Origin of the sequence: Claveliimonas bilis (assembly GCF_020892095.1) — a bacterium.
GTDB lineage: Bacteria > Bacillota > Clostridia > Lachnospirales > Lachnospiraceae > Claveliimonas > Claveliimonas bilis.
On sequence record NZ_AP024845.1, the window covers coordinates 2,811,821 to 2,836,613 of the forward strand.

At 43.6% G+C, this 24,793-nt stretch carries 27 protein-coding genes; 24 read left to right on the forward strand and 3 right to left on the reverse strand.

What is annotated here, in order from left to right; genetic code table 11:
* The first annotated feature begins 106 nt into the window (after nt 1–106).
* The 16 genes from EUBC25_RS13555 to EUBC25_RS13630 all read left to right on the forward strand — a co-directional run bounded on the left by EUBC25_RS13555 (nt 107) and on the right by EUBC25_RS13630 (nt 14,851).
* Nucleotides 107–1,450 carry an APC family permease gene (locus EUBC25_RS13555; protein WP_230106012.1) on the forward strand — a complete coding sequence of 448 codons (1,344 nt, stop codon included), beginning with the start codon at nt 107–109 and terminating at the stop codon, nt 1,448–1,450.
* Nucleotides 1,451–1,564: 114 nt separating this feature from the next.
* Nucleotides 1,565–1,741 (forward strand): 30S ribosomal protein S21, encoded by a 177-nt coding sequence (gene rpsU / locus EUBC25_RS13560; protein ID WP_004054229.1) that lies wholly within the window; start codon nt 1,565–1,567, stop codon nt 1,739–1,741.
* Nucleotides 1,742–1,957: 216 nt separating this feature from the next.
* Entirely contained in the window at nt 1,958–3,268 is a 1,311-nt protein-coding gene (locus EUBC25_RS13565) for an IS4 family transposase (RefSeq protein WP_230106013.1), read from the forward strand.
* Nucleotides 3,269–3,606: 338 nt separating this feature from the next.
* Nucleotides 3,607–4,692 carry a sulfurtransferase gene (locus tag EUBC25_RS13570; RefSeq protein ID WP_230106014.1) on the forward strand — a complete coding sequence of 362 codons (1,086 nt, stop codon included), beginning with the start codon at nt 3,607–3,609 and terminating at the stop codon, nt 4,690–4,692.
* 145 nt (nt 4,693–4,837) lie between these two features.
* The gene (locus EUBC25_RS13575) at nt 4,838–5,272 is read left to right on the forward strand and encodes a hypothetical protein (protein ID WP_230106015.1); all 435 of its coding nucleotides are present in this window, start codon (nt 4,838–4,840) and stop codon (nt 5,270–5,272) included.
* Nucleotide 5,273: 1 nt separating this feature from the next.
* Nucleotides 5,274–5,948, forward strand: coding sequence for a TVP38/TMEM64 family protein (locus EUBC25_RS13580; RefSeq protein ID WP_230106016.1), 675 nt, complete (start codon nt 5,274–5,276; stop codon nt 5,946–5,948).
* 1 nt (nt 5,949) lies between these two features.
* Entirely contained in the window at nt 5,950–6,930 is a 981-nt protein-coding gene (locus EUBC25_RS13585; protein WP_230106017.1) for a (Fe-S)-binding protein, read from the forward strand.
* Complete coding sequence (locus EUBC25_RS13590; RefSeq protein WP_230106018.1) at nt 6,927–7,634, forward strand: TVP38/TMEM64 family protein; 708 nt, start codon at nt 6,927–6,929, stop codon at nt 7,632–7,634. Before EUBC25_RS13585 ends, EUBC25_RS13590 begins: the two co-directional genes overlap by 4 nt.
* The gene (locus EUBC25_RS13595) at nt 7,634–7,966 is read left to right on the forward strand and encodes an arsenosugar biosynthesis-associated peroxidase-like protein (protein WP_230106019.1); all 333 of its coding nucleotides are present in this window, start codon (nt 7,634–7,636) and stop codon (nt 7,964–7,966) included. Before EUBC25_RS13590 ends, EUBC25_RS13595 begins: the two co-directional genes overlap by 1 nt.
* Before the next feature lie 4 nt (nt 7,967–7,970).
* Nucleotides 7,971–8,954 (forward strand): arsenosugar biosynthesis radical SAM (seleno)protein ArsS, encoded by a 984-nt coding sequence (gene arsS / locus EUBC25_RS13600; protein WP_230106020.1) that lies wholly within the window; start codon nt 7,971–7,973, stop codon nt 8,952–8,954.
* A 34-nt stretch (nt 8,955–8,988) separates the two neighbouring features.
* Nucleotides 8,989–9,417, forward strand: coding sequence for a C-GCAxxG-C-C family protein (locus EUBC25_RS13605; RefSeq protein ID WP_230106021.1), 429 nt, complete (start codon nt 8,989–8,991; stop codon nt 9,415–9,417).
* A gap of 2 nt (nt 9,418–9,419) precedes the next feature.
* The gene (locus EUBC25_RS13610) at nt 9,420–10,751 is read left to right on the forward strand and encodes a TIGR04283 family arsenosugar biosynthesis glycosyltransferase (protein ID WP_230106022.1); all 1,332 of its coding nucleotides are present in this window, start codon (nt 9,420–9,422) and stop codon (nt 10,749–10,751) included.
* A gap of 59 nt (nt 10,752–10,810) precedes the next feature.
* Nucleotides 10,811–11,818, forward strand: coding sequence for a phosphotransferase family protein (locus tag EUBC25_RS13615; RefSeq protein WP_230107612.1), 1,008 nt, complete (start codon nt 10,811–10,813; stop codon nt 11,816–11,818).
* Nucleotides 11,815–12,423 carry a hypothetical protein gene (locus EUBC25_RS13620; RefSeq protein WP_230106023.1) on the forward strand — a complete coding sequence of 203 codons (609 nt, stop codon included), beginning with the start codon at nt 11,815–11,817 and terminating at the stop codon, nt 12,421–12,423. Before EUBC25_RS13615 ends, EUBC25_RS13620 begins: the two co-directional genes overlap by 4 nt.
* Nucleotides 12,398–13,840, forward strand: a complete 1,443-nt coding sequence (locus EUBC25_RS13625) for a rhodanese-like domain-containing protein (protein WP_230106024.1) — start codon at nt 12,398–12,400, stop codon at nt 13,838–13,840. Before EUBC25_RS13620 ends, EUBC25_RS13625 begins: the two co-directional genes overlap by 26 nt.
* Nucleotides 13,841–13,993: 153 nt before the next feature.
* A complete protein-coding gene (locus EUBC25_RS13630) occupies nt 13,994–14,851 on the forward strand; it encodes a rhodanese-like domain-containing protein (protein WP_230106025.1) in 858 nt (285 codons plus the stop codon).
* A 73-nt stretch (nt 14,852–14,924) separates the two neighbouring features.
* On the opposite strand, the gene EUBC25_RS13635 is transcribed toward EUBC25_RS13630, so the two are convergent.
* A complete protein-coding gene (locus tag EUBC25_RS13635) occupies nt 14,925–15,506 on the reverse strand; it encodes a Maf family protein (RefSeq protein ID WP_230107613.1) in 582 nt (193 codons plus the stop codon).
* A 125-nt stretch (nt 15,507–15,631) separates the two neighbouring features.
* Between EUBC25_RS13635 and EUBC25_RS13640 the strand changes: the two genes are divergently transcribed.
* On the forward strand, nt 15,632–16,174 hold the full coding sequence (locus EUBC25_RS13640) for a prolyl-tRNA synthetase associated domain-containing protein (RefSeq protein WP_230106026.1): 543 nt from the start codon (nt 15,632–15,634) through the stop codon (nt 16,172–16,174).
* A gap of 102 nt (nt 16,175–16,276) precedes the next feature.
* On the opposite strand, the gene EUBC25_RS13645 is transcribed toward EUBC25_RS13640, so the two are convergent.
* Nucleotides 16,277–17,404 (reverse strand): DUF4317 domain-containing protein, encoded by a 1,128-nt coding sequence (locus tag EUBC25_RS13645; protein ID WP_230106027.1) that lies wholly within the window; start codon nt 17,402–17,404, stop codon nt 16,277–16,279.
* A 129-nt stretch (nt 17,405–17,533) separates the two neighbouring features.
* Between EUBC25_RS13645 and EUBC25_RS13650 the strand changes: the two genes are divergently transcribed.
* The 3 genes from EUBC25_RS13650 to EUBC25_RS13660 all read left to right on the forward strand — a co-directional run bounded on the left by EUBC25_RS13650 (nt 17,534) and on the right by EUBC25_RS13660 (nt 20,423).
* Nucleotides 17,534–18,751, forward strand: coding sequence for a D-alanyl-D-alanine carboxypeptidase family protein (locus tag EUBC25_RS13650; RefSeq protein WP_230106028.1), 1,218 nt, complete (start codon nt 17,534–17,536; stop codon nt 18,749–18,751).
* A gap of 149 nt (nt 18,752–18,900) precedes the next feature.
* Entirely contained in the window at nt 18,901–19,548 is a 648-nt protein-coding gene (gene deoC, locus EUBC25_RS13655) for a deoxyribose-phosphate aldolase (RefSeq protein ID WP_230106029.1), read from the forward strand.
* A complete protein-coding gene (locus tag EUBC25_RS13660; RefSeq protein ID WP_230106030.1) occupies nt 19,548–20,423 on the forward strand; it encodes a metallophosphoesterase in 876 nt (291 codons plus the stop codon). The genes deoC and EUBC25_RS13660 overlap by 1 nt, the downstream gene beginning before the upstream one ends.
* On the opposite strand, the gene EUBC25_RS13665 is transcribed toward EUBC25_RS13660, so the two are convergent.
* Entirely contained in the window at nt 20,420–21,298 is an 879-nt protein-coding gene (locus EUBC25_RS13665) for a DegV family protein (RefSeq protein WP_230106031.1), read from the reverse strand. The two genes, EUBC25_RS13660 and EUBC25_RS13665, sit on opposite strands and share 4 nt — an antisense overlap.
* Before the next feature lie 121 nt (nt 21,299–21,419).
* Here EUBC25_RS13665 and EUBC25_RS13670 point away from each other — a divergent pair, with 121 nt between their 5' ends.
* The 4 genes from EUBC25_RS13670 (at nt 21,420) to EUBC25_RS13685 (ending at nt 24,739) form a co-directional block, all read left to right on the forward strand.
* On the forward strand, nt 21,420–22,004 hold the full coding sequence (locus EUBC25_RS13670; RefSeq protein ID WP_230106032.1) for a TetR/AcrR family transcriptional regulator: 585 nt from the start codon (nt 21,420–21,422) through the stop codon (nt 22,002–22,004).
* 93 nt (nt 22,005–22,097) lie between these two features.
* Nucleotides 22,098–22,850 (forward strand): segregation and condensation protein A, encoded by a 753-nt coding sequence (locus EUBC25_RS13675; protein WP_230106033.1) that lies wholly within the window; start codon nt 22,098–22,100, stop codon nt 22,848–22,850.
* A gap of 75 nt (nt 22,851–22,925) precedes the next feature.
* A complete protein-coding gene (gene scpB, locus EUBC25_RS13680; protein WP_416386688.1) occupies nt 22,926–23,447 on the forward strand; it encodes an SMC-Scp complex subunit ScpB in 522 nt (173 codons plus the stop codon).
* Between the two features lie 86 nt (nt 23,448–23,533).
* Nucleotides 23,534–24,739 carry a D-alanyl-D-alanine carboxypeptidase family protein gene (locus EUBC25_RS13685; protein WP_230106035.1) on the forward strand — a complete coding sequence of 402 codons (1,206 nt, stop codon included), beginning with the start codon at nt 23,534–23,536 and terminating at the stop codon, nt 24,737–24,739.
* Nucleotides 24,740–24,793 lie beyond the last annotated feature (54 nt).

Genomic DNA, 24,793 nt, shown 5'->3' on the forward strand with positions numbered 1-24,793 from the left:
CCTTTTTGATGCCCTGTATTTTTTGTACGCATTTTTAAGGTTCATTTCGGCGCGGAGCACGCCGGAAGAAGAATTGGTGATTTCAAAAGAAAAGGAGATGAGAAAAATGAATGAGAACAAAGGATTGAAAAAAAATCTTGGAGTGGCTACCGCGATGGCCACAGTAGTAGGTTGTGTGATCGGCTCCGGCGTGTTTTTTAAGCCACAGGCAATCTATACGGTGACTGGAGGTGCACCGGGGCTGGGAATACTGGCATGGGTGATCACAGGACTTGCCAGTATTGCAGCGGCTCTTACCTTTGCAGAAGTTGCGATCATGATACCAAAGACCGGAGGGATGGTGGCCTATCTGGAAGAGATTTATAGTCCGATTGTTGGCTTTCTTGCAGGATGGATACAGACACTGGTGTTTTATCCGGCTATGATTTCCGCGCTGGCAGTGGCTTTTGCCCAGCAGGCGGCGTTGTTTGTGGGTGAGAGCTTTATGATCCCCATTGCTGTGGGTGTGATCATTCTTATTATTTTTCTTAACAGCCTCGGTTCCAGCGTGGGTGGCGGCGTGCAGGTTATTTTTACTGTATGTAAATTAATTCCTCTGCTTCTTCTTATGGTATTTGGTTTCCTGAAAGGCGGCGGCGGAAATGCAATCTTTACTCCAATGGTGGGAGAGGGACTGAATCCGGCAGTTGTGCTGGGGCAGCTGATGGTTGCAATTCTTTTTGCATTTGAAGGATGGACAAATGTAGGGGCTATTGCAGGAGAAATGAAAAAGCCGGGAAGAGATCTTCCTATTGCAATTGTAGGTGGCGTATCTGTGATCATGGCAGTTTATTTTGTAATCAATATCGCTTATCTCTGGGTACTTCCGGCAGATCAGCTGGCGTCTCTTTCAGCTCCGGCTTCGGCGGTGGCGCTTGAATTGTTTGGAGAGATGGGCGGAAAGCTGGTGGCAGTAGGAATTATGATTTCTGTATTTGGAGCCTGCAACGGATTTGTACTTTCCGGATCCAGAGTGGCATATTCCTTGGCAGCAACAAAGAGCCTTCCGTTTTCAGACACACTGGCTGTTCTTAATAAAGCGCAGGTACCGGTCAACTCCATTATCCTTGTAGGAGGAATCGGCTGCATATATGCAGTCAGCGGAAGATTTAATCTCCTGACAGACTTGGCGGTCATATCAAGCTGGATGTTCTATACTTTGACATTTATTGGTGTTATGAAACTTCGCCGGGACTGGCCGGACGCTGTCCGCACATATAAAGTTCCTCTTTATCCGGTGGTTCCTATTATTGCGATCGTAAGCGGCATTTATGTAATCATAAATCAGATTTTCCTTGCAGGAATACAGTCTACACTACTGTCTGCCGGAAGCATACTTGTGACGCTTATTGGCATTCCGGTGTACAGGAATGTCAGGAAAAGAGCGGTGCTGCAGGAAAAAAAGCGATAAAAAACCATTGACGTACAGGAAAAATGTGCTATAATCTTATGTAGTGCAATAAATATACCCGAACAGTCGTATGATGCACAATATAGGGCTGGAGGGGAGGTTAGGTGTGAGACTATGTCAAATGTAATCGTTAAAGAAAACGAGACGTTAGATAGTGCTTTACGCAGATTTAAAAGAAACTGCGCGAAAGCTGGTATTCAGCAGGAGATTCGTAAAAGAGAACATTACGAGAAACCAAGCGTAAGACGTAAAAAGAAATCTGAAGCAGCTAGAAAACGTAAGTATAATTAATATGTGCAAAAGTGAAGGTGGCACGATTAAGTGCCATCTTTTTTTGTGCAATTTGGGACGTAACACTTTTAAAGTTCAATGTCATTAAGTTTAGAAATTAAGATTCGAAAAGCATGGAACAAGAAATATTCCATGCTTTTTTGATGAAAACACTTGACAAATCATACAAAATTTGTGGCGAAGCCATTTGAATATATACTTTTTTGGAGGTTTCAAATGGCTGATTATTCCCTTATCACAAAACAAAAATTAATACACATTATGAAAAAAATGTCCCGTAGTTCTGATTCTTATGTAAAACGTCCCGGAAAAGATTTTTCCCGTTCCAGAAAAATTTCCTTTTTTGATACCTTACGTTTCCTTCTTTCTTTAGGCGCTAAGTCTTTGGATAAGGAACTTTTGGACTTTTTCTCCTATCGCCCGGATCTTCCTACCTCTTCCGCCATGCTGCAACAGCGCGGCAAACTCAAGCCCAATACTATGAAAGTCCTCTTTTCTGTTTTTACGGCCTCTCTCCCCAAACATTCCAACTTCCATGGCTATCATCTTCTTGCTGCTGACGGTTCAGAGCTCTCCTTCCCGGAAAATAAAAAAGAACCTCTCTGCCATCGAAAGATCCCTAACACACAAAAAGGGAAAAACGCAATCCATCTAAACGCTTTATACCATCTAAACAGCGGTATTTTTGATCAGGTCCTGTTTCAGCCTGTCCATGAAAAAGATGAACACTCCGCCCTTATTACCATGCTGGCACAAACGGAAATTTCCAGCAAAGTCATCCTTACTGCCGACCGGGGATATGAAAGTTATAATACCTTTGCACATATCTTGGAAAAAGGATGGAATTTTGTGATCCGGGGACGGCAGGGAGACAGGGGGATCCTTTCCAGTTTAGCCATTCCCGATCAGGAACAATTCGATGTGGAATGTCCTGTCGTCATCTGTAAAAAACACTGCCGTGGCACCAAAGAACAGCCGGAACTCTACAAACGGATCCGATCCGGTGCAAAGTTTGACTTTTTTACGGAAGAGCAAACGGAATATCCGATGAAACTACGAGTGATAAAGTTGAAAGTAAACGAAGATCTTTCCGAGATCCTTTTTACGAATCTGTCCAAAGAAGAAATGCCCGTTGGAATGCTCCAGGAACTCTACCGTATGCGTTGGATGATAGAGACAGCATTTTCCCAGCTAAAATATAATCTTGGGGCCAGTGCGCTTCATTCAAAAAGAATAGAGTATGTCCTGCAGGAACTGTATGCAAAAGTCATCATGTTCAATTATTGTAAAAGCATCCTGTTTCACATCTCGCTTCCCCAAAAAACATCTTGGAAATATGATTATCAGATCAGCCTGAGTACAGCAGTAGATATCTGCTTAAAATCATGGCGCTGTCCAAATGGGACAGCGCCGCCAGATGTTGAAATATTACTGCTTAAATATAAAGTCCCAATAAGAAGGGAAAGAAGTTTTCCCAGAACACCTTCCCCAAAAGCAGTGATCTATTTCACTTATAGGATAGCATAAAAGGGGAAAATACGGAACAGGAATTTGAAGCAGACAGCGGTCTGCTTTATCGGTCTGCATAAAAGAATGACAGCGTAGATTTGGATATCAACACTGTCTTTCTTTTGAGGACTCATTTTCTAAACTTAATGACATTGCTTTTTAAAAGTGTTACGTCCCAAATTGCAGTAAATGGTGTCCAAAATTGAGAATAAGGGTGGGATTTTTTGAAAATATCACAACATATAGATGAAATCTATATACACAACTATATATTGTTCTTATCTATTGGACGAAGACGAGCTGTATAGCTATAATAAACGAGGATATATTAGTCTCAAGGAGGTTTGAAAGGTATTATGAAAAAAAGAGTATTAGCTGCATTTTTATGTATGGCTATGACAGCTTCCGTACTGGCAGGCTGCGGCTCTAACACATCCACAGAGGAGGAGACTACCCAGGAGTCTACGGATGAGACAACAGATGAGAGCGCAGAAAGTGAACCTGTAGAGGCAGTGGAGACAAAAACTGTCTACGTAACCCCACAGTGGGTAAACAGCGCATTAAATGGCGAGCAGGAAGGATACGAGGACATTCTGATTGCGGAGGTAGGATATGGCGATGTGGCAGACAGTACGTCATATCAGGAAGGTCATATTCCGGGAGCCATATATGTGGATCTTTGTGAAGTTGAGGATGCCACAGGAAGTGAGGAAGGAAAATATAATCTCTTGTCAGCAGATGAAGTAGTAGATAATCTCTTGAGTCATGGTATTACTAAAGATACAAAAGTAGTACTTTATGGTTCGGGCTGTCCGGAAAGACAGGCTTACGGATATATATGGGCAGGTGTTGAGGATGTCAAGATTATTAATGGCGGCATTGATGCTTGGAAGAGTGCAGGATATGACACAGAGACAGAAGCAAACGAGGGCGAGCCGGTTGAAGATTTTGGAACAGAAGCTCCCGTACACCCGGAATATTGGGTAAGTATTGAAACTGCAAAAGAAAAGTTGGAAACAGATGATAATTTTAAGCTTGTCAGTATTCGGAGCGAAGAAGAATGGCTTGGAGAAACAAGCGGATATAACTATATGGATAAGGCGGGAGAACCAGAAGGCGCCGTATGGGGGAAAGACAGTGATGCATATAAAAACGATGACGGTACAGTAAAAAGCTTGGAGGAAGTAAAAAAAGATGTATGGGCTGATGCGGATTTTACTTTAGATAATGAACTTTCTTTCTACTGTGGTACAGGATGGAGAGCATGTGTTCCTTTCCTTGTTCTTTATGAGAACGGTTATGAAAATATTTCGGTATATGATGGCGGATGGTATGAATGGCTGATGCATGATGATTATCCGGTACAGGTAGGCGATCCTGCAAGTGATGACTGTGAGCACACAACTGTAGGAGAGCTTCCGACAGGCAAAGCTGCCAAATAGATATGATTAATAACAAAATGCTGCCGGCAAGTAAAGCGGCAGCATTTTTATTCTACCATATAGAAATGCCATCTGTGTTTACTCCTACGCGAAAATCCTCTGGGAGATCTATGTAATATGCCAAGAAAAGAATATGGAGGAAATTATGAAAAAAATAGCATATATTTTGGCGCTTATTCTGGAGATTGCTGCTCTGACCGGCGCCGGTATTATACACTATTTTGCAGAACGGAAACTGGGAATGGTTCGGTATCTGAATTATAAGAATATGACATGGGAGCGGGATTATCCTGTAGGTACTTTGAAAACAGTATCCTTACTAATAGCTGCAGTATTAACGGTGCTTATTTTCCTTCTCTTTCTGAAGAAAAGAAAGGAAGTTTCCCGGCTTACAATGGTTATGAATATTTGTATGATTGCTCTGACTGCGCTGTACGGGGGATATACACTTATAAACTCTACTGACACTATGGCAGATTATTATTTTATCAGTATTCTCTTTCTTTTGGCGGCTGTAATTCAGATCGTTAAAACAGGCATCGCAGTGTTGATGGCAAAAAGAGGAGAAGAGGGAAAGTAAAGTGAAAAATAAGAAACTTTGGCTTTTCATTAGCCTTGTGATTCTGATCCTGATACTCAATCACATATTTAAATGGTCCTCTTATCTTGGAGACACCGATAATCTGACATTTTTGAAAGCAATGATACAGGATAATCTGGCGGGAGCCATTGCAATCTATATGCTGGTAACGATTGTAGGAAGTGTTGTTCTGGCACTGCCGGGCGTTACTTTTGCCATTTTGGCAGGGCTTTTGTTCGGTCCTGTATTGGGAACAATATTATGTACGATATCTGCCACAGCAGGTGCCGTCCTGGCATTTCTTGCAGGAAGATTTTTTTTAAGGGACAGTATAAGGCCTGCAGCCATGAAAAACCAATATCTGAAAAAATGGCTGTTTGATGAATCGGGGAAAAATCAGCTTTTCGTTCTTATGATCACAAGGCTTGTGCCGGTGTTTCCCTATAATCTGCAGAATTTTGCCTATGGTGTAACAGATATCGGATTTGTTGCTTATACAGTAGGTTCTTTTGTATTTATGATTCCGGGGACGGCTATGTACACAATCGGAACTGCCGGACTTGCAGATGCAAAAAACAGAATAATGTACATTGGAATTGCTGTAATAATAGCGGTAGTGGTGATCCTGGCAGGAGTGTTTTTGAAGAAACGCTATATAGAAAATGTGGAGGAATAAGATGGAAAGCAGATATCCCGGGGAGGCATGTATTCACTGCCACCTGTGCCAAAAGAACTGTATGTTTCTTTCAAAATATAAAATAGATATCGGTGATACCGAAAAGTTAAAAAAGCTTTCCATGCACTGCTTCTTGTGCGGAAAATGTACCAGGGTATGCCCTAAAGGAATTGATGGAAGGAAGATCATTCTGGAGATGAGAAGGCAGGCAGCAACAGAAAATGGGGAAAAACCGGCGGAAAAAGGATATGGTATGCTGCTTTGGGAAAAGAGGAATTACCGTTTTCGGAATTATAAAAATGCCGGTGGGAAAAGCGTGCTGTTTCCCGGATGTAACTTCCCGTCCTTTTACCCGGAGACAACAAAATATCTGGCTGAATTACTGAAAAAAGAGGCAGATATAGGAATTGTTTTTGATTGCTGCGGAAAGCCGGTATCAGAGTTGGGGTTAGAGAAAGAGGAAAAAAGAATTCTGGCAGATATGAATAAACGTCTGGATCAGCTTGGAGCGGAAGAAGTAGTTATGGTCTGCCCCAACTGTTATCATTTTCTGAAAGGGCGTCTTCATGCCAGGGTGACAGATATTTACAGTAAACTGCTGGAGCTGGGGCTGGGCAGAAAAATTCCCGGTGAGATCCGGATTTTTCCGCCATGTCCGGACCGTAAAGGAAAAGAGCTTCTTGAAAAAATGTCTGTATTTTTGGAAGGTGAACCGTGCCTGGAGGAAAAGGTTCAGTGCTGTGGTCTGGGAGGATGTGCGAGTGTGAAAGAACCAAAGCTTGCGGCAGAAATAACGGAGGATCTTGACAGGAGACAGACAGTATATACTTATTGTGCATCCTGCAGCGGGGCTTTCACAAGAAAAGGATATAAAGCAGAACATCTGCTTTTGAAAATACTGGGAAGAGAGGAGACAGCCGATGTGAAGAAATCTCTTTTAAACAGAGTAAAGTCGAGGTACTGGAGGAAGAAAAAAAGATGAAACAGAAAAACTGGGTAAAAAAAGGAATCATACTGGGGATCATTCTTGTATGTGCGGCGGTTTATTTTTTTGTGCCGCCGGTAAAAAGCGGTATGAATAAGGTATTCAGCATGTTTGCCAGTGGAGATTTTGATGTAGTAAGAGAGTTTGTGGCATCCTATGGTGGCTATGCAGCGTTGGTGTCCTTCCTCCTTATGATCTTCCAGTCTGTGGCGGCGCCGCTTCCGGCTTTCCTGCTTACTTTGGCAAATGCCAATCTTTTTGGATGGTGGCAGGGGGCTGCCCTTTCCTGGAGCAGCGCTATGGCAGGGGCAGCTGTGTGTTTCTTTATTGCCCGTATATTGGGGAGGGATGTTGCAGAAAAGCTGACCAGCAAGGCAGGGATCGCGCAGATCGATACCTTTTTTGAAAAATACGGAAGGAATACGATTCTGATCTGCCGTCTTCTGCCTTTTGTGTCCTTTGACATTGTCAGCTATGCTGCGGGACTTACTTCTATGTCTTTTAAATCATTTTTTATTGCTACAGGCATCGGACAGCTGCCGGCCACTATTGTGTATTCTTATGTGGGAGGAATGCTGACAGGAGGAGCACAGCTTCTGATGACAGGACTATTGATATTGTTTGCCTTATCAGCTCTTATTGTAATGCTAAGGAAGATATACATGGACAGACAGAAAAAGACAAAAGGAGGAAATGAATAATGGAAACTTATTATAACCCGGAAGATCTTGCGAAATTTGGGACTATCGGCGAGGAAGCGCCACAGCTGGCAGAGAAATTTTTTGATTACTATGGAGCTGTATTTGAAGAAGGAGCTTTGACAGCCAGGGAGAAATCCTTGATCGCTCTTGCGGTTGCTCATGCAGTGCAGTGTCCTTACTGCATTGACTCCTACACAAATGACTGCCTCAATAAAGGAGTCAGTGAGGAGCAGATGACAGAAGCCGTACATGTGGCTGCTGCAATCCGAGGAGGGGCCACTTTGGTACATGGAGTACAGATGAAAAATATTGTAAAGAAACTGGAGCTGTAAGGGTATGAATCAGGCATTGGAAGATTTAAAGAATTTGACCAATATTCCGGATTTTGAAGAGAGGATCACGGAAGAAGAGTACAGGTATACGACTGACAGGCTGGAAGTGATGCAGATTAATGTGGGAAAGCTCTGCAATCTTGCCTGCAAGCACTGCCATGTGGAAGCAGGGCCTGCAAGGACAGAGGTTATGGACCGGAAAGTGATGGAAGCCTGTCTTAAAGTATGCAAAGAGCAGAAGGTAGAAACAATCGATATTACCGGCGGTGCGCCGGAGATGAATCCGAATTTTGAATGGCTGGTAGATGAGGCATGCAAAATATGCAGCCATGTAATTGTACGGACGAACCTTGTTATATTAAAGGAAGAGAAATACAGGCATCTGCCGAAATTTTATGCAGATCACAAGGTGGAGATTGTCTGTTCGCTTCCCTACTACCGCGCAAAAGAAATGAATCGTGTCAGAGGAGAGGGAACATTTGAGACAGCCATTGAAATGATCCGGGAGCTGAATGAGCTGGGATACGGGAAAGAGAACGATCTGGTGCTTAATATGGTCTACAACCCGGCCGGAGCCTTTTTCCCTCCTGTGCAAAGTGCCATGGAGAAAGAGTACAAGTCCAGACTGTGGCAGGATTATGAAATAGTGTTTCACAATCTCTTTACTATAACCAATAACCCGACGGGGCGTTTTGAGGCTTTCCTGAAACGAAGCGGAAATCTGGAAAGTTATATGAAAAAACTGTCTGACGCATTTAACGCGGCTACCCTTCCGGGGCTTATGTGCCGTTTTCAGATTTCAGTAGGTTATGACGGGCAGGTATATGACTGTGATTTCAATCAGGCTGCGGACCTGCCGGTCCTGACGGGGGAGACAATTTTTAATATGGTTGGGAAATCTTTCAAAAAGCGGAAAATCTGTCTGGCAAATCACTGTTACGGATGTACTGCAGGACAGGGATCCAGCTGCGGCGGCGCTACAGAATAAAGGAAAAGACAGACAGGATAAAAAGGAGAAGAAGATGACAAAAGAAGAGATTAAAGATCTTTTTATGCAGGGAATTGACTGTTCCCAGGTGGTGACAACAGAATTCGCAGAAAAAATGCAGCTGACAGAAGAACAGGCAAGAAAAGTGTCTGCCTGTTTTGGAGGCGGCATGATGTGCGGAGAAACATGCGGGGCAGTGACAGGAGCTTTGATGGTCATCGGTATGGTCTATGGGCACAGCAGGGAAGGGGATCAGGAGCAAAAGGACAGGATGACTGCCAAAACAGCAGAATTTAAACGGCTTTTTGCTCAAAAGTATCCTTCCTGCATGTGCAAAGAACTTCTCGGACATGATATATCAAAGCCGGGTGAAATGGAAAAAGTTATGGGAAAAGGACTTTTGTTTGATTTCTGCCCTCAAGTGGTAGCAGATACAATTGAGATACTGGAGAAGATTCTGTAACAATGAAAAGAGCAGTCATTATTTTTACAAGAGTTCCAGAGCCGGGAAAGACGAAAACCAGGATGATGCCTCATCTTTCCCCGGTTCAGTGCGCCCGTCTTCACACCTGCTTTCTCAAAGATATTGTTATGGAGTGCCGAAACGGCGGGGCGGATGTCTTTGTCAGTTATACGCCGGAAGAAGGGTGGAAAACACTGAAAAACATTCTGGGAGAGGTAAAGGGATGGATTCCGCAGACAGGAAAGCATCTTGGAGAGCGGATGTATGGAGCTATGAAAGAGGTGCTGGATCAGAAATATGATTCCTGCCTTCTCATAGGTGCCGATGTACCGGAACTTGAGGTTAAAATTCTTAAAAAAGCGTTTGATGTACTTGAAACAGAAGATGTAGTCTTTGGAAAAACCGTAGATGGAGGATATTATCTGACAGGAATGAAACAGCCTGTGAAAGAAGTTTTTTCCCTGGATACTTACGGACATGGGAAGGTACTGGAAGAGACAGTGTTAAAAATCGAATCGGCCGGATTTTCCGTTGGATTTACAGACACGTTATCCGATATGGATACACCAAAGGACTTAAGAGGCTATAAAAAGCGGATGCTGGAAGATGTTCGTTTGAAGGAGAGTTTTACAGGCAGATATCTGGCAAAGATTAGTAAGATTTCCATTATCATTCCTATCTACAATGAGAGCCGTACCATTGAAAAAATGCAAAGACAGCTTTTGCCTCTTCTTGGAAAGTGTGAGATTCTATTTGTGGACGGGGGAAGCACAGACGATACACTGGAGAAAATTTCTCCTAGATTCCAGGTGATACGGTCAGAAAAAGGCCGGGCCTGGCAGATGAATAAAGGGGCGGAGCAAAGTACCGGAGATATTCTGTTTTTCCTGCACTGCGACAGTGAGCTGCCGGATCATCCATTGGAGAGAATGCGCAAGGTCATGAGAGATTACAGGGCAGGGTGTTTCGGTATTGCTTTCCACTCCAGAAATTTCTTCATGTTTACATGCAGGGTGATCTCTAATCACAGGATCAAAGATCGCAAAGTCATGTTCGGGGATCAGGGTATTTTTCTGGATCGAGACCTCTTTTTTGAAGCAGGGAGATTTCCGGAGATACCTATCATGGAAGACTATCAGTTTTCTCTTACTTTAAAAGAGATGGGAGTAAAGCTTGGGATGGCAGACAGGCGTATCTACACGTCAGATCGCAGGTTTCCGAAAGGGACGATTCCGAAATTGAAACTTATGTGGAGAATGAATCGATTAAGGAAAATGTACAGAGACCAGGAAGATATAGGAAAGATTGCTCAAATGTACCGGGATGTAAGGTAGCGCTGTATACAGGGAGGAAGATTATGGGAAGTCAGACAGGAAACAGTACAGAAAAAGACATCGAAAAGACAAAGGGTCTAAGCAGCTATATCCAAACAGCAGGCTACAGAAGAGGGCTTCATCTTCCTGATAATGTGCAGGAAGAGTACAGTCTGCTGGGACAGGGAGAATACAACAGAAACTATTTATTTACACACCCGGTGACGGGACAAAAGCTGGTCCTGCGGATTAATTTTGGAAGTCAGATGCACCTTGCTCATCAGATTGAATATGAGTACAATGCGCTGAAGCTTCTGGAAGAATCAGGACGTACGCCGCGTCCTTTCTATGTAGATGGAAGTCTGAAAGATTTTACAAATGGGGTTATGGTTATGGAATATCTGCCGGGACATGCACTGGATTATCACACAGAACTTTTTCGGGCAGCGGGATGTCTTGCAGATATACACAGCGTTTCTCTTCCGAAATGCACCCATCTGATAGTGCCTGAAAATCCAGTCCGAGCGATATTGGAAGAGTGCGAGCAGATGGTATGCACTTATATGGAAAGCAATCTGGCAGATGCGGATAAAAAGCAGAAGATACGTCTGCTGCTTGATCTTGCCTGGAAACAGGCGGACGCACTTGCCGCGGCTTCCTATCAGTGTTGCATCAACACAGAACTCAATTCCACCAATTTTCTCATGAATGGAACAGAAGGCCCGGATTATCTGATCGACTGGGAAAAACCGATCTGCGGGGAACCGGCCCAGGATCTGGGACATTTTCTTGCGCCTACCACTACCTTCTGGAAGACGGATGTTATCCTTGATGAGATGGAGATGAAGGCATTTGTAGAGAAGTATATAGAGGAAGTGAATGGGAGATTTCCGGTAAATGATCTGTGGGAGAGGACAAACACCTATATGACAGTTACCTGTCTTAGGGGAATTACCTGGTGTGCCATGGCCTGGGTGGAATACCAGCAGCCGGGGAGGGAACTTGTCAATGAATCGACCTGGCGGAAGCTGGAGGCTTATTTGACAGATGAATTTTTGGGGAAAATGAAGAGGTTTATTGAAAAATGAAAAAACGGAACATCATAAAAGGAATACTGTCGCTGATAATTGCCGCGGTCATTACCGCACTGACAGCCATTATACCAATTGTGGCTTCAGTGGGAAAAGCAGTTTACGCCAATAATGTTGCAGTAATATTTATTGGAATGGAATTAGGACCTGCAGCAGGTATCGTTTATACAATACTGTCGAGTTTTATATTAAACAATATCGGAATGGGAAGCGGGGTACTTCTTTATGTCCTGCTGTTTCAGATTGTGGAGGCCGGACTGCTGGGTCTTCTATGGCATAAAAAGCGTATGCATATGGGGAGATACTTATTGACAGTAATTGGAGGGACCTTCCTTTTAAAACCGCTTTCATATATGCTGTTTTATATCTTTAACAGCAGCATACTGGGAGATATAACATTTCTGGAATATATGAAAAGTAATTATCTTCTCTATCTTCAAAATGGGTGGACAGATACACTGATCATATATGCAACAGGAATTATCATAGCCTATATACTTCAGTATATTTTGGATATGATATTTGAAAAAATGGAAAAAAGGAGAAAAACAAATGAAATAGAAGGTATTAATTGCAGTGCTCACCGCGCTGACAGCTATTAGTGTGGCGGCATGCGGAAAGCAGGAAACAGAAAAAGAAAGTGAAGAAACAATCACGCCTGCAACAGGTGAAATAACAGCAGTAACAGTTGATGATCTGGATCCGGAAAAGGTGCAGATTATTGATGTGAGAGAAGAAGAACAGTATATCGGTTGGACAACAGAAGAAGGTTCTGGCGGACATATTGAAAATGCTGTGGATTTCCCGGAAAGCTGGCTGGATATGGATCTGGAGAAGGAAGCAGCTATCGGAACGACCATGCAGCTGGAATTAGAAAGACGCGGTCTGGATGTGACAAAAGAAACGGTTCTCTATGATAATGATACTGTTTCACAGGAGACAGCAGAAAAGTATCAGGCTATCGGTTTTGAAAATTTATCTGTTCTGGACGGCGGATACAATGCATATGTGGAAAGCGGAAAAGCAACAGAAAGTCTGGAACATTATGAGATGTATGTGTATCCGCAGTGGGTGCAGGATCTTGCAGACGGTAAAAATCCTGAGACTTTCGATGGAGGTGATTTCCAGATCATAGAAGTGTCTTTGGCCAGCGAAGAGGATGAATATGCAAATGGTCATATACCGGGAGCTATCAACGTAAACGCAGATGAGATCAATCATGTGCCGGGTCCCCGTGCTCTTGCAGATTATGAAGTAATTCCGATGGAAGAACAGTTAAAATACTGGAACCGTCCTTCTGACGAAGAGATACAGAAGAAACTGGAAGATCTGGGAATCCAAAAAGACACTACAGTAGTGCTTTATGGTACAACAGCAGCGACTACAGCATCAGCCAGAATGGGACTGATCCTGAAATATGCAGGTGTTGAGGATATCAGACTTCTGAATGGTGGAAAGACACTGTGGACATTGGAAGGAAGAGAACTGGATACAGAGAAACACGAACCGGAACACGTGGAATTTGGTGCAGAAGTACCTGTAAATCCTGAAGTTATTTATGACTACGATGAAGAGCTGGAAGTTGTAAACAATGAAAACGCTGTTGTTGCGTCTATCAGAAGCTGGCCGGAATACACAGGAGAAGTAAGCGGTTATACTTATATAGGAGAAGCAGGAGATATTGCCAATGCACGCTTTGGTTATGCAGGATCCGATCCTTACAGCATGGAAGATTTCAGAAATGTTGACAATACAATGTTCAACTATGAAATGATCGCAGATCGCTGGGAATTATGGGGAATCACACCAGATAAAGAGGTGTCCTTCCACTGCGGAACCGGCTGGAGAGCAAGTGAAACCTATTTTTATGCGTATGCATTAGGCTGGGAGGACATTCATGTATATGACGGAGGCTGGTATGAATGGCATAAAATTGCCGACAGTCCGAGAAAAGCTGACGGACTTCCGGATGATGCACCGGAACAGGAACCACAGGAATATTTTATTGTTTCAGAATAAATGGCATTGCCCCTTGTACACCAACGCTATACTTATTGAAAAAGCCTATATTAATATGTCATAAATCTATAAACAATTCTGACAATTCGCTTGAATGGAAAAGAATAACCTTTTATAATTCTTATAAACCGAAAGATAAGGAGGAAAGGTTTTATGAAAAAAAGAATTGTGGCAATTTTAATGGCGGCTGCTATGGCATCCGCAATGATTACAGCATGTGGATCAGAAGAAACACAGACAACTTCAGAGGAATCTACAGATTCCGAATCAGGCAGTGAAAGTACGGAAGGGGATTACCAGTATGTGTCTGCCGCTGATGCTGTGGCTGCAGCAAAAGAGGGAGGGACTCATGTATTGGATGTTCGCGAATGGAACAATTATGTGAGCGGAAGAGTAGTAAATTCTGAATGGTGTCCGATTTTCCCTCTGGAAGATGACTCTCTTGTAGAGACAATGACTGCCTATGCAGAAGAAAACTTTGGAGATGATGAAGATATTTATATTATCTGCAACAGCGGACAGCGTGGAGCACAGAAGGCAACAGGTGTTCTGGAAGATGCAGGTATTGACGCTTCCCGCATTTATACAGTAGAAGGCGGGGCGGAGGCTCTGGCAGAGGAGAGTGGCGCGCTTACTACAAATCGTACGGAGGATAGTATTGAGTGGCAGTATGTATCCGGTGCGGAAGCAGTGGAAGCCGTTGGAAATGAAGACATTCAGATTCTGGATGTAAGAGACGATGATACATATGCGCAAGGGCATCTGGAAGGTTCATTGCAGTGCAATCTGAAGGAGATTGAGGATGCAGATGCACAGACTGCTCTCTATGAAATGGCTACATCAGAGATGGATCCGGAGAAACCGGTATATCTTTTGTGCTACAGCGGAAATAACTGTGCAAAGACCGGTATTTCTGTACTGAAAGATGCAGGATATGATGTATCCAATCTTTATATTATTGAAAACGGAGCAAAAGATGCTGATGTAGCGGCTGCTTTTGTGACAGAGTAGTATTAATTTGGGACGTAACACTTTTAAAGTTTGTTACGTCCCAAATTGCATTAAACGGTGTCCCAAATTGCGATTAAGGGTGGGTTTTTTTGAGTTCCTGATATAATCTTGCGATGGGAAGTCCTACGACGTTATTGTAATCGCCGCGGATTCCTTTTACATGAACCGCAAATTTTCCCTGGATCCCATAAGCGCCGGCTTTATCCATAGGATCGCCGGTAGCAATATAGCTTTTCAGATCTTCTCTTGAAATGGGATAAAAAGTAACTTCTGTACATTCGCCGAAGCTGCAGGTATGATACCTGCCGCCTCGGCGGGATAGAAGGGAAACTCCGGTATATACCTGATGTGTACGGTCTGAAAGCATGGAAAGCATGTCCATGGCTTCCGATTCATCTTCAGGTTTTCCGAGAATTTCGCCCCGGTAAACAACCACTGTGTCAGCGCCGATAACGGTAAAATCTCCGTCAAGAGAGGGAACCAGTTTTTTGTAAACATCATCTGCCTTTTGAAAAGCCAGATCCATGACTGCTGCCGCAGGATCCTCCACAGTGATTTTTTCATCCGTATCTGACGGGTAAACTTCAAAGTCTATTCCTGCCTGTTTCAAAAGTTCTTTTCGGCGGGGTGATGCAGATGCAAGTATGTATTTCATCACATTTTCAACCTCGTTCTTTCCTGTTTTTCGAAAAAATTCTTCCGGCCCTTGTTCTTGCCAACGGAAGAGTTGTCCTCTATAATGTCTATTATAAAACAAAAATGAAAGGGAGGGAATACCCTGTGTATATCAGTGAAATTACGACAACAGTGCCTGACAATGTAAAAGAAAGAGCGCCGCTGGAACAGGAAGTGTATAAGGTTTTTACAAAACTGGGAATTAAATTTGAGCGGGTTGACAATGATGCGGCTTCCTCCATGGAGGAATGTGCCGAAATAGGAGAAGTGCTTCAGGCGCCGGTCCGCAAGGACGTTTTTTTGTGTAATCAGAAGAAGACGTCATTCTTTCTGCTTTTAATGCCGGACGATAAAGCCTTTGACACCGCATCTTTCAGCAAAAAGCTGGGAGTTTCTCATATGTCTTTTGCACCGCCGGAACTCATGGAAAAGCATATCGGATGTACGCCGGGATCAGCCAGTGTAGTGGGGCTTTTAAATGATGAAGATGACTATGTGCAGCTGATTATTGATAAGGAAGTGGCGGAAGCGGAGTGGTTTGTCTGCAATACCGGTATCAATACAACCCATCTGAAATTTAAGACTCAGGATCTGCTGAAAAAATTCCTGCCTTATACCCATCACAGACCAAGGATCGTTGATCTGTAGAAAACAGGCAATCAGTTTTTAAAAAGAAAAGAGGCAGAACCGGTACAAAGGCAGCGAATATTCCAAATATTCATATTTGCCTCTTTGTACCAGCTCTGCCTTTTATAATGTTACCTTTACTTCCATACCGTTCACTTCCACCTGATCATCTACAGGGATCACAAGGCATTTCCGCCCGTCGATCATCTGAATATCTACCAGATCTGTGCGTTCAGGATTCACGTTAATGACAATGTCCGGCGTCCTGATGTTAAATTTCTTTGTATTTGTCAGATTGGAGGCAAGAAGAGAAGTTTTGGGCCCCACAGTCTCGTCAAAGTCTTTTTCAAAATCTTCCAGCTTTTCATCCGGCACGCCACTCAAAGAAAAAAGGCGTTTCATTTCCTGTTTCCCCAGCTCAAGAGGTTCCTCCGCCTCTTTATTTTCTTCAATTAAAGTATTGAGATTTTCATGGATGTTCCGTATGACAGTATATTCACAGTCATCCCCCAGCGTTTCTTCAATGACAGTCTGAAAAGATTCCTTCTGGCAACCGGCACTCATCACTTCTGTGCAGCCAAGTACCTGTTCAAGGAAGGTATCCTGAAGTTCTTCCGGTTTTTTAGAGTAGTACAGGACGCTATGTATGTCATCGGCCCGGTCATGGAAGGCAGGAAACAGAAAACCGTTCGCCGGTACATTGACGATCCAGTCCCGGATACGATCCTCAATGCTGTTGTGCTCTGCATTGTAACACAGTCCGGCTTTGGAAAGATTTACCGGGCAGATGCTGCAGAGAATATAATCGTAGACGGAATCTGAAGCATCAAACATTTCCGTTCCGTCGGAAGCTTTTCCAGGCACATCGTAGGCGGCATGGATCAGCAGGATAAGATAGTGCTCGGCAAAGTCATAGTTTTCGATCACTTTGTCATAGAATTCCGAAAGAAGCATATCGTCCGTCAGACGGCTGTCCCGGAGCTGCAGCAAAAATTCCTGAGTTCCGCCGCTTTTTTCCTGTTCCAGCGGAAATTCCATGTTGATGAGATTTTTTCCGACAGTGCCGGAGAGAGTCTTTTTAAAAAGATCAAAGTATTTAAAAGCTTCCTCTTCCGGCAGAGAGAGGAATGCTTCTTTAAATTCCAGTTTCTTTTCCTTGTCCCCGTTCACATAGCAGCCGCAGAGTCTTGTGATCGCACAGTTCTGAGGTGAGAATTGTTTACGGATTTCAAGGACTTCCTTTTTATTCATATACAAAACCCCTTTTCATTTACCTGTTTTTCCCCTATGTACGGGGAAAATGACAGGAATAATCTTAGCATATTGAAGGTGAATTTACAATATATTGTTAACAGACGACTAGGCTAAGGAGAGGTAAGAATGAAAAGAGTCCTGGCAGCGCTGGTATGTGCTTTTTTGCTCATACAGCAGGCAGGAGAAGTCCAGGCGGCAGGTATCCTGCAGTTTGAAGAAGAAACGGATGCGATACAGAATACAGAGAATACAGAAGCAAAAAAAGATAAGGTAAGCGCTCCGTCGGCGCTCCTCATGGAAGCATCCACCGGGAAAGTGATTTATGAAAAAAATGCAGATGAGCAAAGGCATCCTGCAAGTGTAACAAAGATTATGACCCTTCTTCTCATTTTTGATGCATTAGAAGAGGGGAAGATCTCTCTGGAGGACAAAGTAACGGTCTCAGAGTATGCGGCCTCTATGGGAGGCTCCCAGGTGTTTCTGGAACCGGGAGAAGAGCAGACTGTCGATACGATGATCAAATGTATTGCCGTAGCCAGCGCAAATGACGCTTCCGTGGCCATGGCGGAATTTGTCTGGGGAAGCGAGGAAGAATTTGTAAAACATATGAATGAGAGAGCGAAGGGCCTGGGCATGGAAAATACCAGCTTCGTAAATTGCAATGGTCTGGACACAGAAGGGCATCTGACAACAGCAAGAGATATTGCTCTGATGTCAAGAGAATTGATTCTTACATACCCGCAGATCCGGGATTACGTCACGATATGGATGGAAAATATTACTCATACAACGGCAAAGGGTGCCAGTGAGTTCGGTCTTGCAAATACGAACAAACTAATCCGGCAGTACGCCTATGCTACCGGGCTGAAAACAGGCTCCACAGGGGAAGCCGGATTTTGCATGTCAGCGACAGCTGAAAAAAATCAGATGCAGATGATAGCGGTGGTCATGGGAGCCAAAGATTCCAAGTCAAGATTTCAGGATGCAGTTACACTTTTGGATCACGGATTTGCATCCTGTGTCAAGTATACGGATGACGGTCTGGAGGGAATGAAACCGGTAAAAGTAGAAGGAGGGATGAAGGATCAGGTGCCGGTGAAGCAGAAAGAATCGTTCTCTTATATTGATACAGAAGGGGCAGATCTGACAGCGATTGAAAAGGATTACCAGACAGTTGAAAAGTTAAAGGCTCCTGTAAAGACAGGAGAGAAGGCGGGAAGCGTTGTCTATACGCTGGAAGGGAAGACGATTGGAAGCATTGATGTTATTACAGTGGAAAATGTCAGAGAAGCGACTTATACAAGTATACTTGAAAAGGTTTTGAAGTCATTTTTTATCGGATAAACTTTACAATTGCCGGGGAATAATTATATAATCAGTATACATATATCATTCAGGACACAGCGCCAGCAAAAGGAGAAAAAGGTTTTGGGCGTTTTTCTCCTTTTTGATTGCGCACTGATATTAGGGAAAACGGCAAAGGAGAGATTAAAATGAAACTTGCATCAATGATCGATCATACAATACTGAAACCAGAAGCAGGCAAAGAGCAGGTGGAAACAATATGCCGGGAGGCCAGGGAGTATGGTTTTGCATCTGTATGTGTAAATTCATCCTATGTACCACTGTGTGCAGAACTTTTAAGGGATACTGAAGTTAAGGTATGTACAGTGATCGGATTCCCTCTGGGGGCAATGTCAACGGCGGCAAAAGCAGCGGAAGCCCGCCAGGCTATTCTTGACGGAGCGGAAGAACTGGATATGGTCATTCATATCGGGATGCTGAAAGATGGGAACAATGAATATGTAGAGCAGGATATTCATTCTGTCGTGGAAGAAGCCAGAGGGAAAGCAGCTGTGAAGGTAATCATTGAAACATGTCTGCTCTCAGAAGAAGAAAAGATAAGAGCCTGCCTGCTGGCGAAAAAGGCAGGAGCAGATTATGTGAAAACGTCCACCGGATTCTCTACAGGCGGTGCTACAGCAGAGGATATTGCCCTTATGAAGAAAACGGTTGGAAAGGACATGAAAGTAAAGGCTTCCGGAGGAATCCGCACCAGGGAAAAGGCGGAGGAAATGAGAAAGGCGGGAGCTGACCGGATTGGTACAAGCTCTGGAATTCGGATTGTGGAGGCAATGTGATGAAAAACTTCCTGGCAGGAGCAACGGTGGCATGCATCCTGGCAAGTGCGGAGATACTTCGGGAGCTTCACACTTTTGAGGTGTGCCATTACAGTATTCCTCTTCCAAAAATGAAAAAAGAAGAGAAAAGAAAAGTTTTGTTTTTAACAGATCTTCACGGGAAAGAGTACGGAAAAGAGAATAGAAGACTGATAAAGAAAATTCGGGAAGAGAAGCCGGACTATATACTCATCGGCGGAGATATGCTGACAAGGACAAAAAAAGAAACAGAGCAGAAAGCTTTACGGCTTTTTTCTCATCTTGCCGGTATTTGCCCGGTCTATGCGGCAAACGGAAACCACGAACAGAAAATGAAAGAGAACCTGGAAGATTATGGAACTCGTTATGAAAAATACAAAGAAGCGGTAAAAAGTACAGGGGTGCATCTGCTGGAAAACGATTCCGTCAGCCTGCATTTTGGGGGACAGCCGGTAAAAGTCACCGGTCTGGAGATCCCTCTGTCCTGTTACAGCCGGGTGAAGAGGGAGGAGCTGCGGGTTTCACAGATTTCAGAGAGAGTCGGAGTATCTGAAAAAGAAGAATACCAGATTCTGCTTGCCCATAATCCGGCCTTTATCTCACAGTATTGGGAGTGGGGGGCAGATCTTGTGCTGTCCGGACATCTTCATGGAGGAATCGTCCGAATCCCGGGAATCGGCGGCGTTATTACGCCGCAGTTTAAGCTGTTCCCAAGATATTCCGGAGATATGTATCAAAAAGACGGACATATTTCCGTTGTCAGCAAAGGGCTTGGGACCCACACGGTCAATGTCCGTCTCTTTAATCCGGCAGAACTGACTGCCGTTACTTTTTATGGAAGCAAGTCCCAGGATTAAGGGGTGTGTACGCGAAAAACGCCTACGCCAAGAGCGCCCGGGCCTGTATGACAGCCGATGCTCATAGTGAGAGGGTAGTGGACAATTTCCATGTCCGGGAAATATTCCTGGAAACGCTGCTTCCAGGAGGCGAATTCCTTCTCCGGCATGAGAGTTTCGGCCATACCGACTTTTAAAAGTCCTTTCTCTTTCAGAGGAAGAAAACGGGTATCCATATCGTGCTGTACTGCTTTGCACATGGTGCGGAAAGCGGACTTCATCCCCCGTACTTTAGCAAAAGCATCCAGCTTGTCGCCTTGAATAGTAAGAACGGGCTTCAGATTTAATACAGTTCCGATCGCGGCAGCGGCAGGGGTGACTCTGCCGCCTCTTTTCAGATATTCCAATGTATCTACTGCGATGTAGATACTGGCATCCAGGGATTCCCTCTCAAGTGTTTCCTGAATCTGCCTGCCGGATAATCCTTCAGCGGCAAGATCACAGGCGTCCAGAACAGACTGCATCTGCGTGACGGAAATCCGATGATTATCCACCACATGTACCCGCCCTGCAAAAGGTTCGTCAGAAGCCAGCATAGCTGCATTTGCGCAGGAATTGGAAAGTCCGCTGGACATGGGGATATACACGATTTCATCATAGGATTTCAGGAGGGCTGTCCACATACTGATCACATCCCCCGGAGAGGGAAGGGATGTGCTGACTTTGGAACCGCCGGAAAGTTTCTGGTAAAACGTATCCGTTGTGATACTGGTTCCTTCAAAAAAGATCTCTCCGTCAATTAGTACGGGCATAGGAATAATATGAATATTCGGGCGGGGTTCACTGCCTGGCATAATTCCACAGTTACTGTCCGTCATGATTGCTATTTCTGACATAAAAATCTCCTTTTGACTGTAATCTTAACAGGTGTTAAAATTATAGCAAAACGTATATGGAATCTCAATTGACAAAACCTGCTATTTGTAAGTTATTTATACAAAATAAGGAAAGTGTAAAATGGAAGACAAGCGAATCACAAAAACAAAAAAGAATTTAAAATATACATTAGTTGATATGCTGGCAGAGCAGCCTTTTGAGAAGATCACCATTACTGAGCTCTGCAGCCGCACAGAAATCAGCAGGATTACTTTTTACTCTCACTATAGTGATAAATATGCCCTTGTGGATGAGATGTTTCAGGATATGATAGTTCTCGGGACAAAGGAATATGAAAAAAAGCAAAATGAAACGAATCCTGACCGTAATGAAATAAAGAGTTACTGCAATATTCTGGATAGTATCCTGGATATATATTATGGAAATTTTGACTTTTTCCGTCACACAGCTCCGGATAAAAACCCTTATTTGGCTTTCGCGCTTTATAGTATTATTCTGGAAACAGTGGAAGGACATACAAGGCGGATGGAATCGCGTACGCCCTTGAAATATTCCGCGAAAAAGATTGCGGGATTTCTTTGCTATGGAATGATCGGATTTATTAACGAAAGTCACGAAGAAAAGGTTCCTGTAGAACAGATACGGGAGGAGGCAAGGGAACTGCTGGTAGGAGTCCTGGGTTCGAAAGCCCTGATTCGTCTGTAGAAAACAGAGGGGATTTTCGCCAGGAGAAAAAGATATTGTATAAAGACAAAAAGTCCGATATAATAGGATGGTTAGAAAAAGGGCGGAGGATTTATGGGTATACCGGTTAAGCTTCAGGTGTTTGAAGGTCCGCTTGACCTTCTCCTTCATCTGATTGATAAAAATAAAATAGATATCTATGATATACCGATCGTGGAGATCACCAATCAGTATATGGAATACATTCGGGCTATGGAAAAGGAAGATTTGAATGTTATGAGTGAATTTCTCCTCATGGCAGCTACTCTCCTGGACATCAAATGCCGGATGCTGCTTCCGAAAGAGATAAATGAAGAGGGGCAGGAGGAAGATCCCCGGCAGGAACTGGTAGAGCAGCTTTTGCAGTATAAGATGTATAAATATATGGCTTACGAACTTCGCGACAGGCAGGTGGAGGGAGAAAGAGCAATCTATCGGGAACCAGATATACCGGAGGAGGTTCAGGAATATGTGGAGCCGGTAAACCTGGAAGAACTTCTCGGAGACCTGACCCTGGCAAAGCTGAACCGCATCTTCAGGGATGTTATGCGGCGGCAGGATGAAAAGATCGATCCGATCCGGAGCGGATTTGGAAAAATAGAAAAAGAAGAAGTATCGCTTCCGGAAAAACTGGATTATGTGGAGGAATACGCAGTAAACCACTCTATATTCAGTTTCCGGCAGCTTTTGAAAAAGCAGGGATCGAAAGTGCAGCTTGTGGTGACATTTCTTGCTGTATTGGAACTGATGAAGACCGGAAAAATCAAAATAGAACAGAAACAGCCTTTTGATGATATCTGTATTACATCAATGGTGTATCGGCAATAAGCCGAATATAGAAAGGGAAGTATAAAAGTGGAGATCAGCAGACTGGAAGGTATAATAGAAGCCATTCTTTTTACAATGGGAGATTCAGTGGAGCTGTCCAGGATTGCGGCGGCCATTGAACACGATGAGGATACGACACGAAAGATCATACATAATATGATGGATAAATATGAGGCGTCTGATCGGGGAATGCGGATCATAGAGCTGGAAAATTCCTTTCAGATGTGTACAAAAACGGATATGTATGAATATTTGATCAAAGTGGCCAGACAGCCCAGAAAATATGTATTGACGGATGTACAGCTGGAGACTTTATCTATTATTGCATATAAGCAGCCGGTGACAAAACTGGAGATCGAAAAGATAAGAGGAGTAAAGTCGGATCATGCAGTAAACCGTCTGGTTGAGTATAATCTTGTATGTGAAGTAGGCAGACTGGACGCTCCCGGACGTCCGCTTCTCTTTGGGACAACGGAGGAGTTCCTTAGAAGATTCAGCATCCATTCGCTGGATGAACTTCCAAGCCTCAATTCAGAACAGGTAGAAACTTTTAAACATGAAGCAGAGGAAGAGGTACAGATGAAACTGGATATCTGATATAGAATTTCATAGCAGATTCGGAATATCAGCAGCTGCAGGCGCATAGACTGGAAAAGAATAAAAAGAATCTGGTGTGACTTAAGATGGTGAGATCAAAATATAAAATGATATTGGCAACAGCAGTTCTTTTACTGGAAGTTTTCTTTGCCCCGGCTCAGGCAAAAGCCAGCAAGACTCCCGAAGAACTGTCACAGCTTTACGCCCGGTCAGCGGTTTTGATGGACGCTGACAGCGGGCGTGTTTTATTTGGAAAAGAAGAAAAGACTGTTCGCCCCATGGCAAGTACAACAAAAATTATGACCTGTATTCTTGTCTTGGAATCCGATATGGAGGAGATTTGCACAGCTTCTGATCATGCAGCGTCACAGCCGCAGGTCCGACTTGGAGTAAAAGAAGGGGAACAGTACTTTACAGAGGATCTTCTCTACTCCCTGATGCTGGAATCCCATAACGACAGCGCTGTGGTCTTGGCGGAAAATCAGGCCGGAACCGTGGAAGCTTTTGCAGATCAAATGAATAAAAAGGCAAAAGAAATCGGATGCAAAAATACACATTTTGTCACCCCAAACGGACTGGACGGGAAAGACGAAGAAGACATTCATGGGACAACAGCCGCTGATCTTGCGCGCATCATGCGTTATTGTATTAAGATTTCGCCGGAAAGAGAACGGTTTCTCGAAATAACCAGAACAAAAAGTTATCAGTTTACAGATGTTTCAGGAAACCGCAGCTTCTCCTGTTTAAATCATAATGCCTTTTTTGATATGATGGAGGGGGCCCTTACCGGAAAGACAGGATTTACCGCGGCTGCAGGCTACTGTTATGTAGGGGCATTAAAGAGGGACAATAGAACCTTCATTGTTGCCCTGCTTGCATGCGGATGGCCCAACAATAAAAACTATAAGTGGTCTGATACAAAAAAACTGATGCAGTACGGAATTGATAATTATCAGTATGAAAAAATAGAGAGGGCAGATACGCTGCCGGACCTTCCGGTCAGAAACGGAGTGCCGGACAGAGGAGTTGGGAGAGATTCCAGGGTCAGCTTATCCGTAAAGGGAAATAGTCGTCTGTTTTTGATGGCTGAAGACGAAAAAGTGGAGACAGTTGTGACTCTTCCGGACTATATAGAAGCCCCGGTTGAAAAGGGAGAGACAGTTGGAAAGATACGCTATATTGTGGATGATTTTGTGGTATCCGGTGATGAAATATATGCGGCAGAGCCGATTTTGAAACGGGATTTTTTCTGGTGTTTTACAAAGATAACAGAATTGTTTTTCGTGATATAAAAATGAAAATATATTAAAATAAATCAATTAAAATGATTAAATTTGTCACTTCTA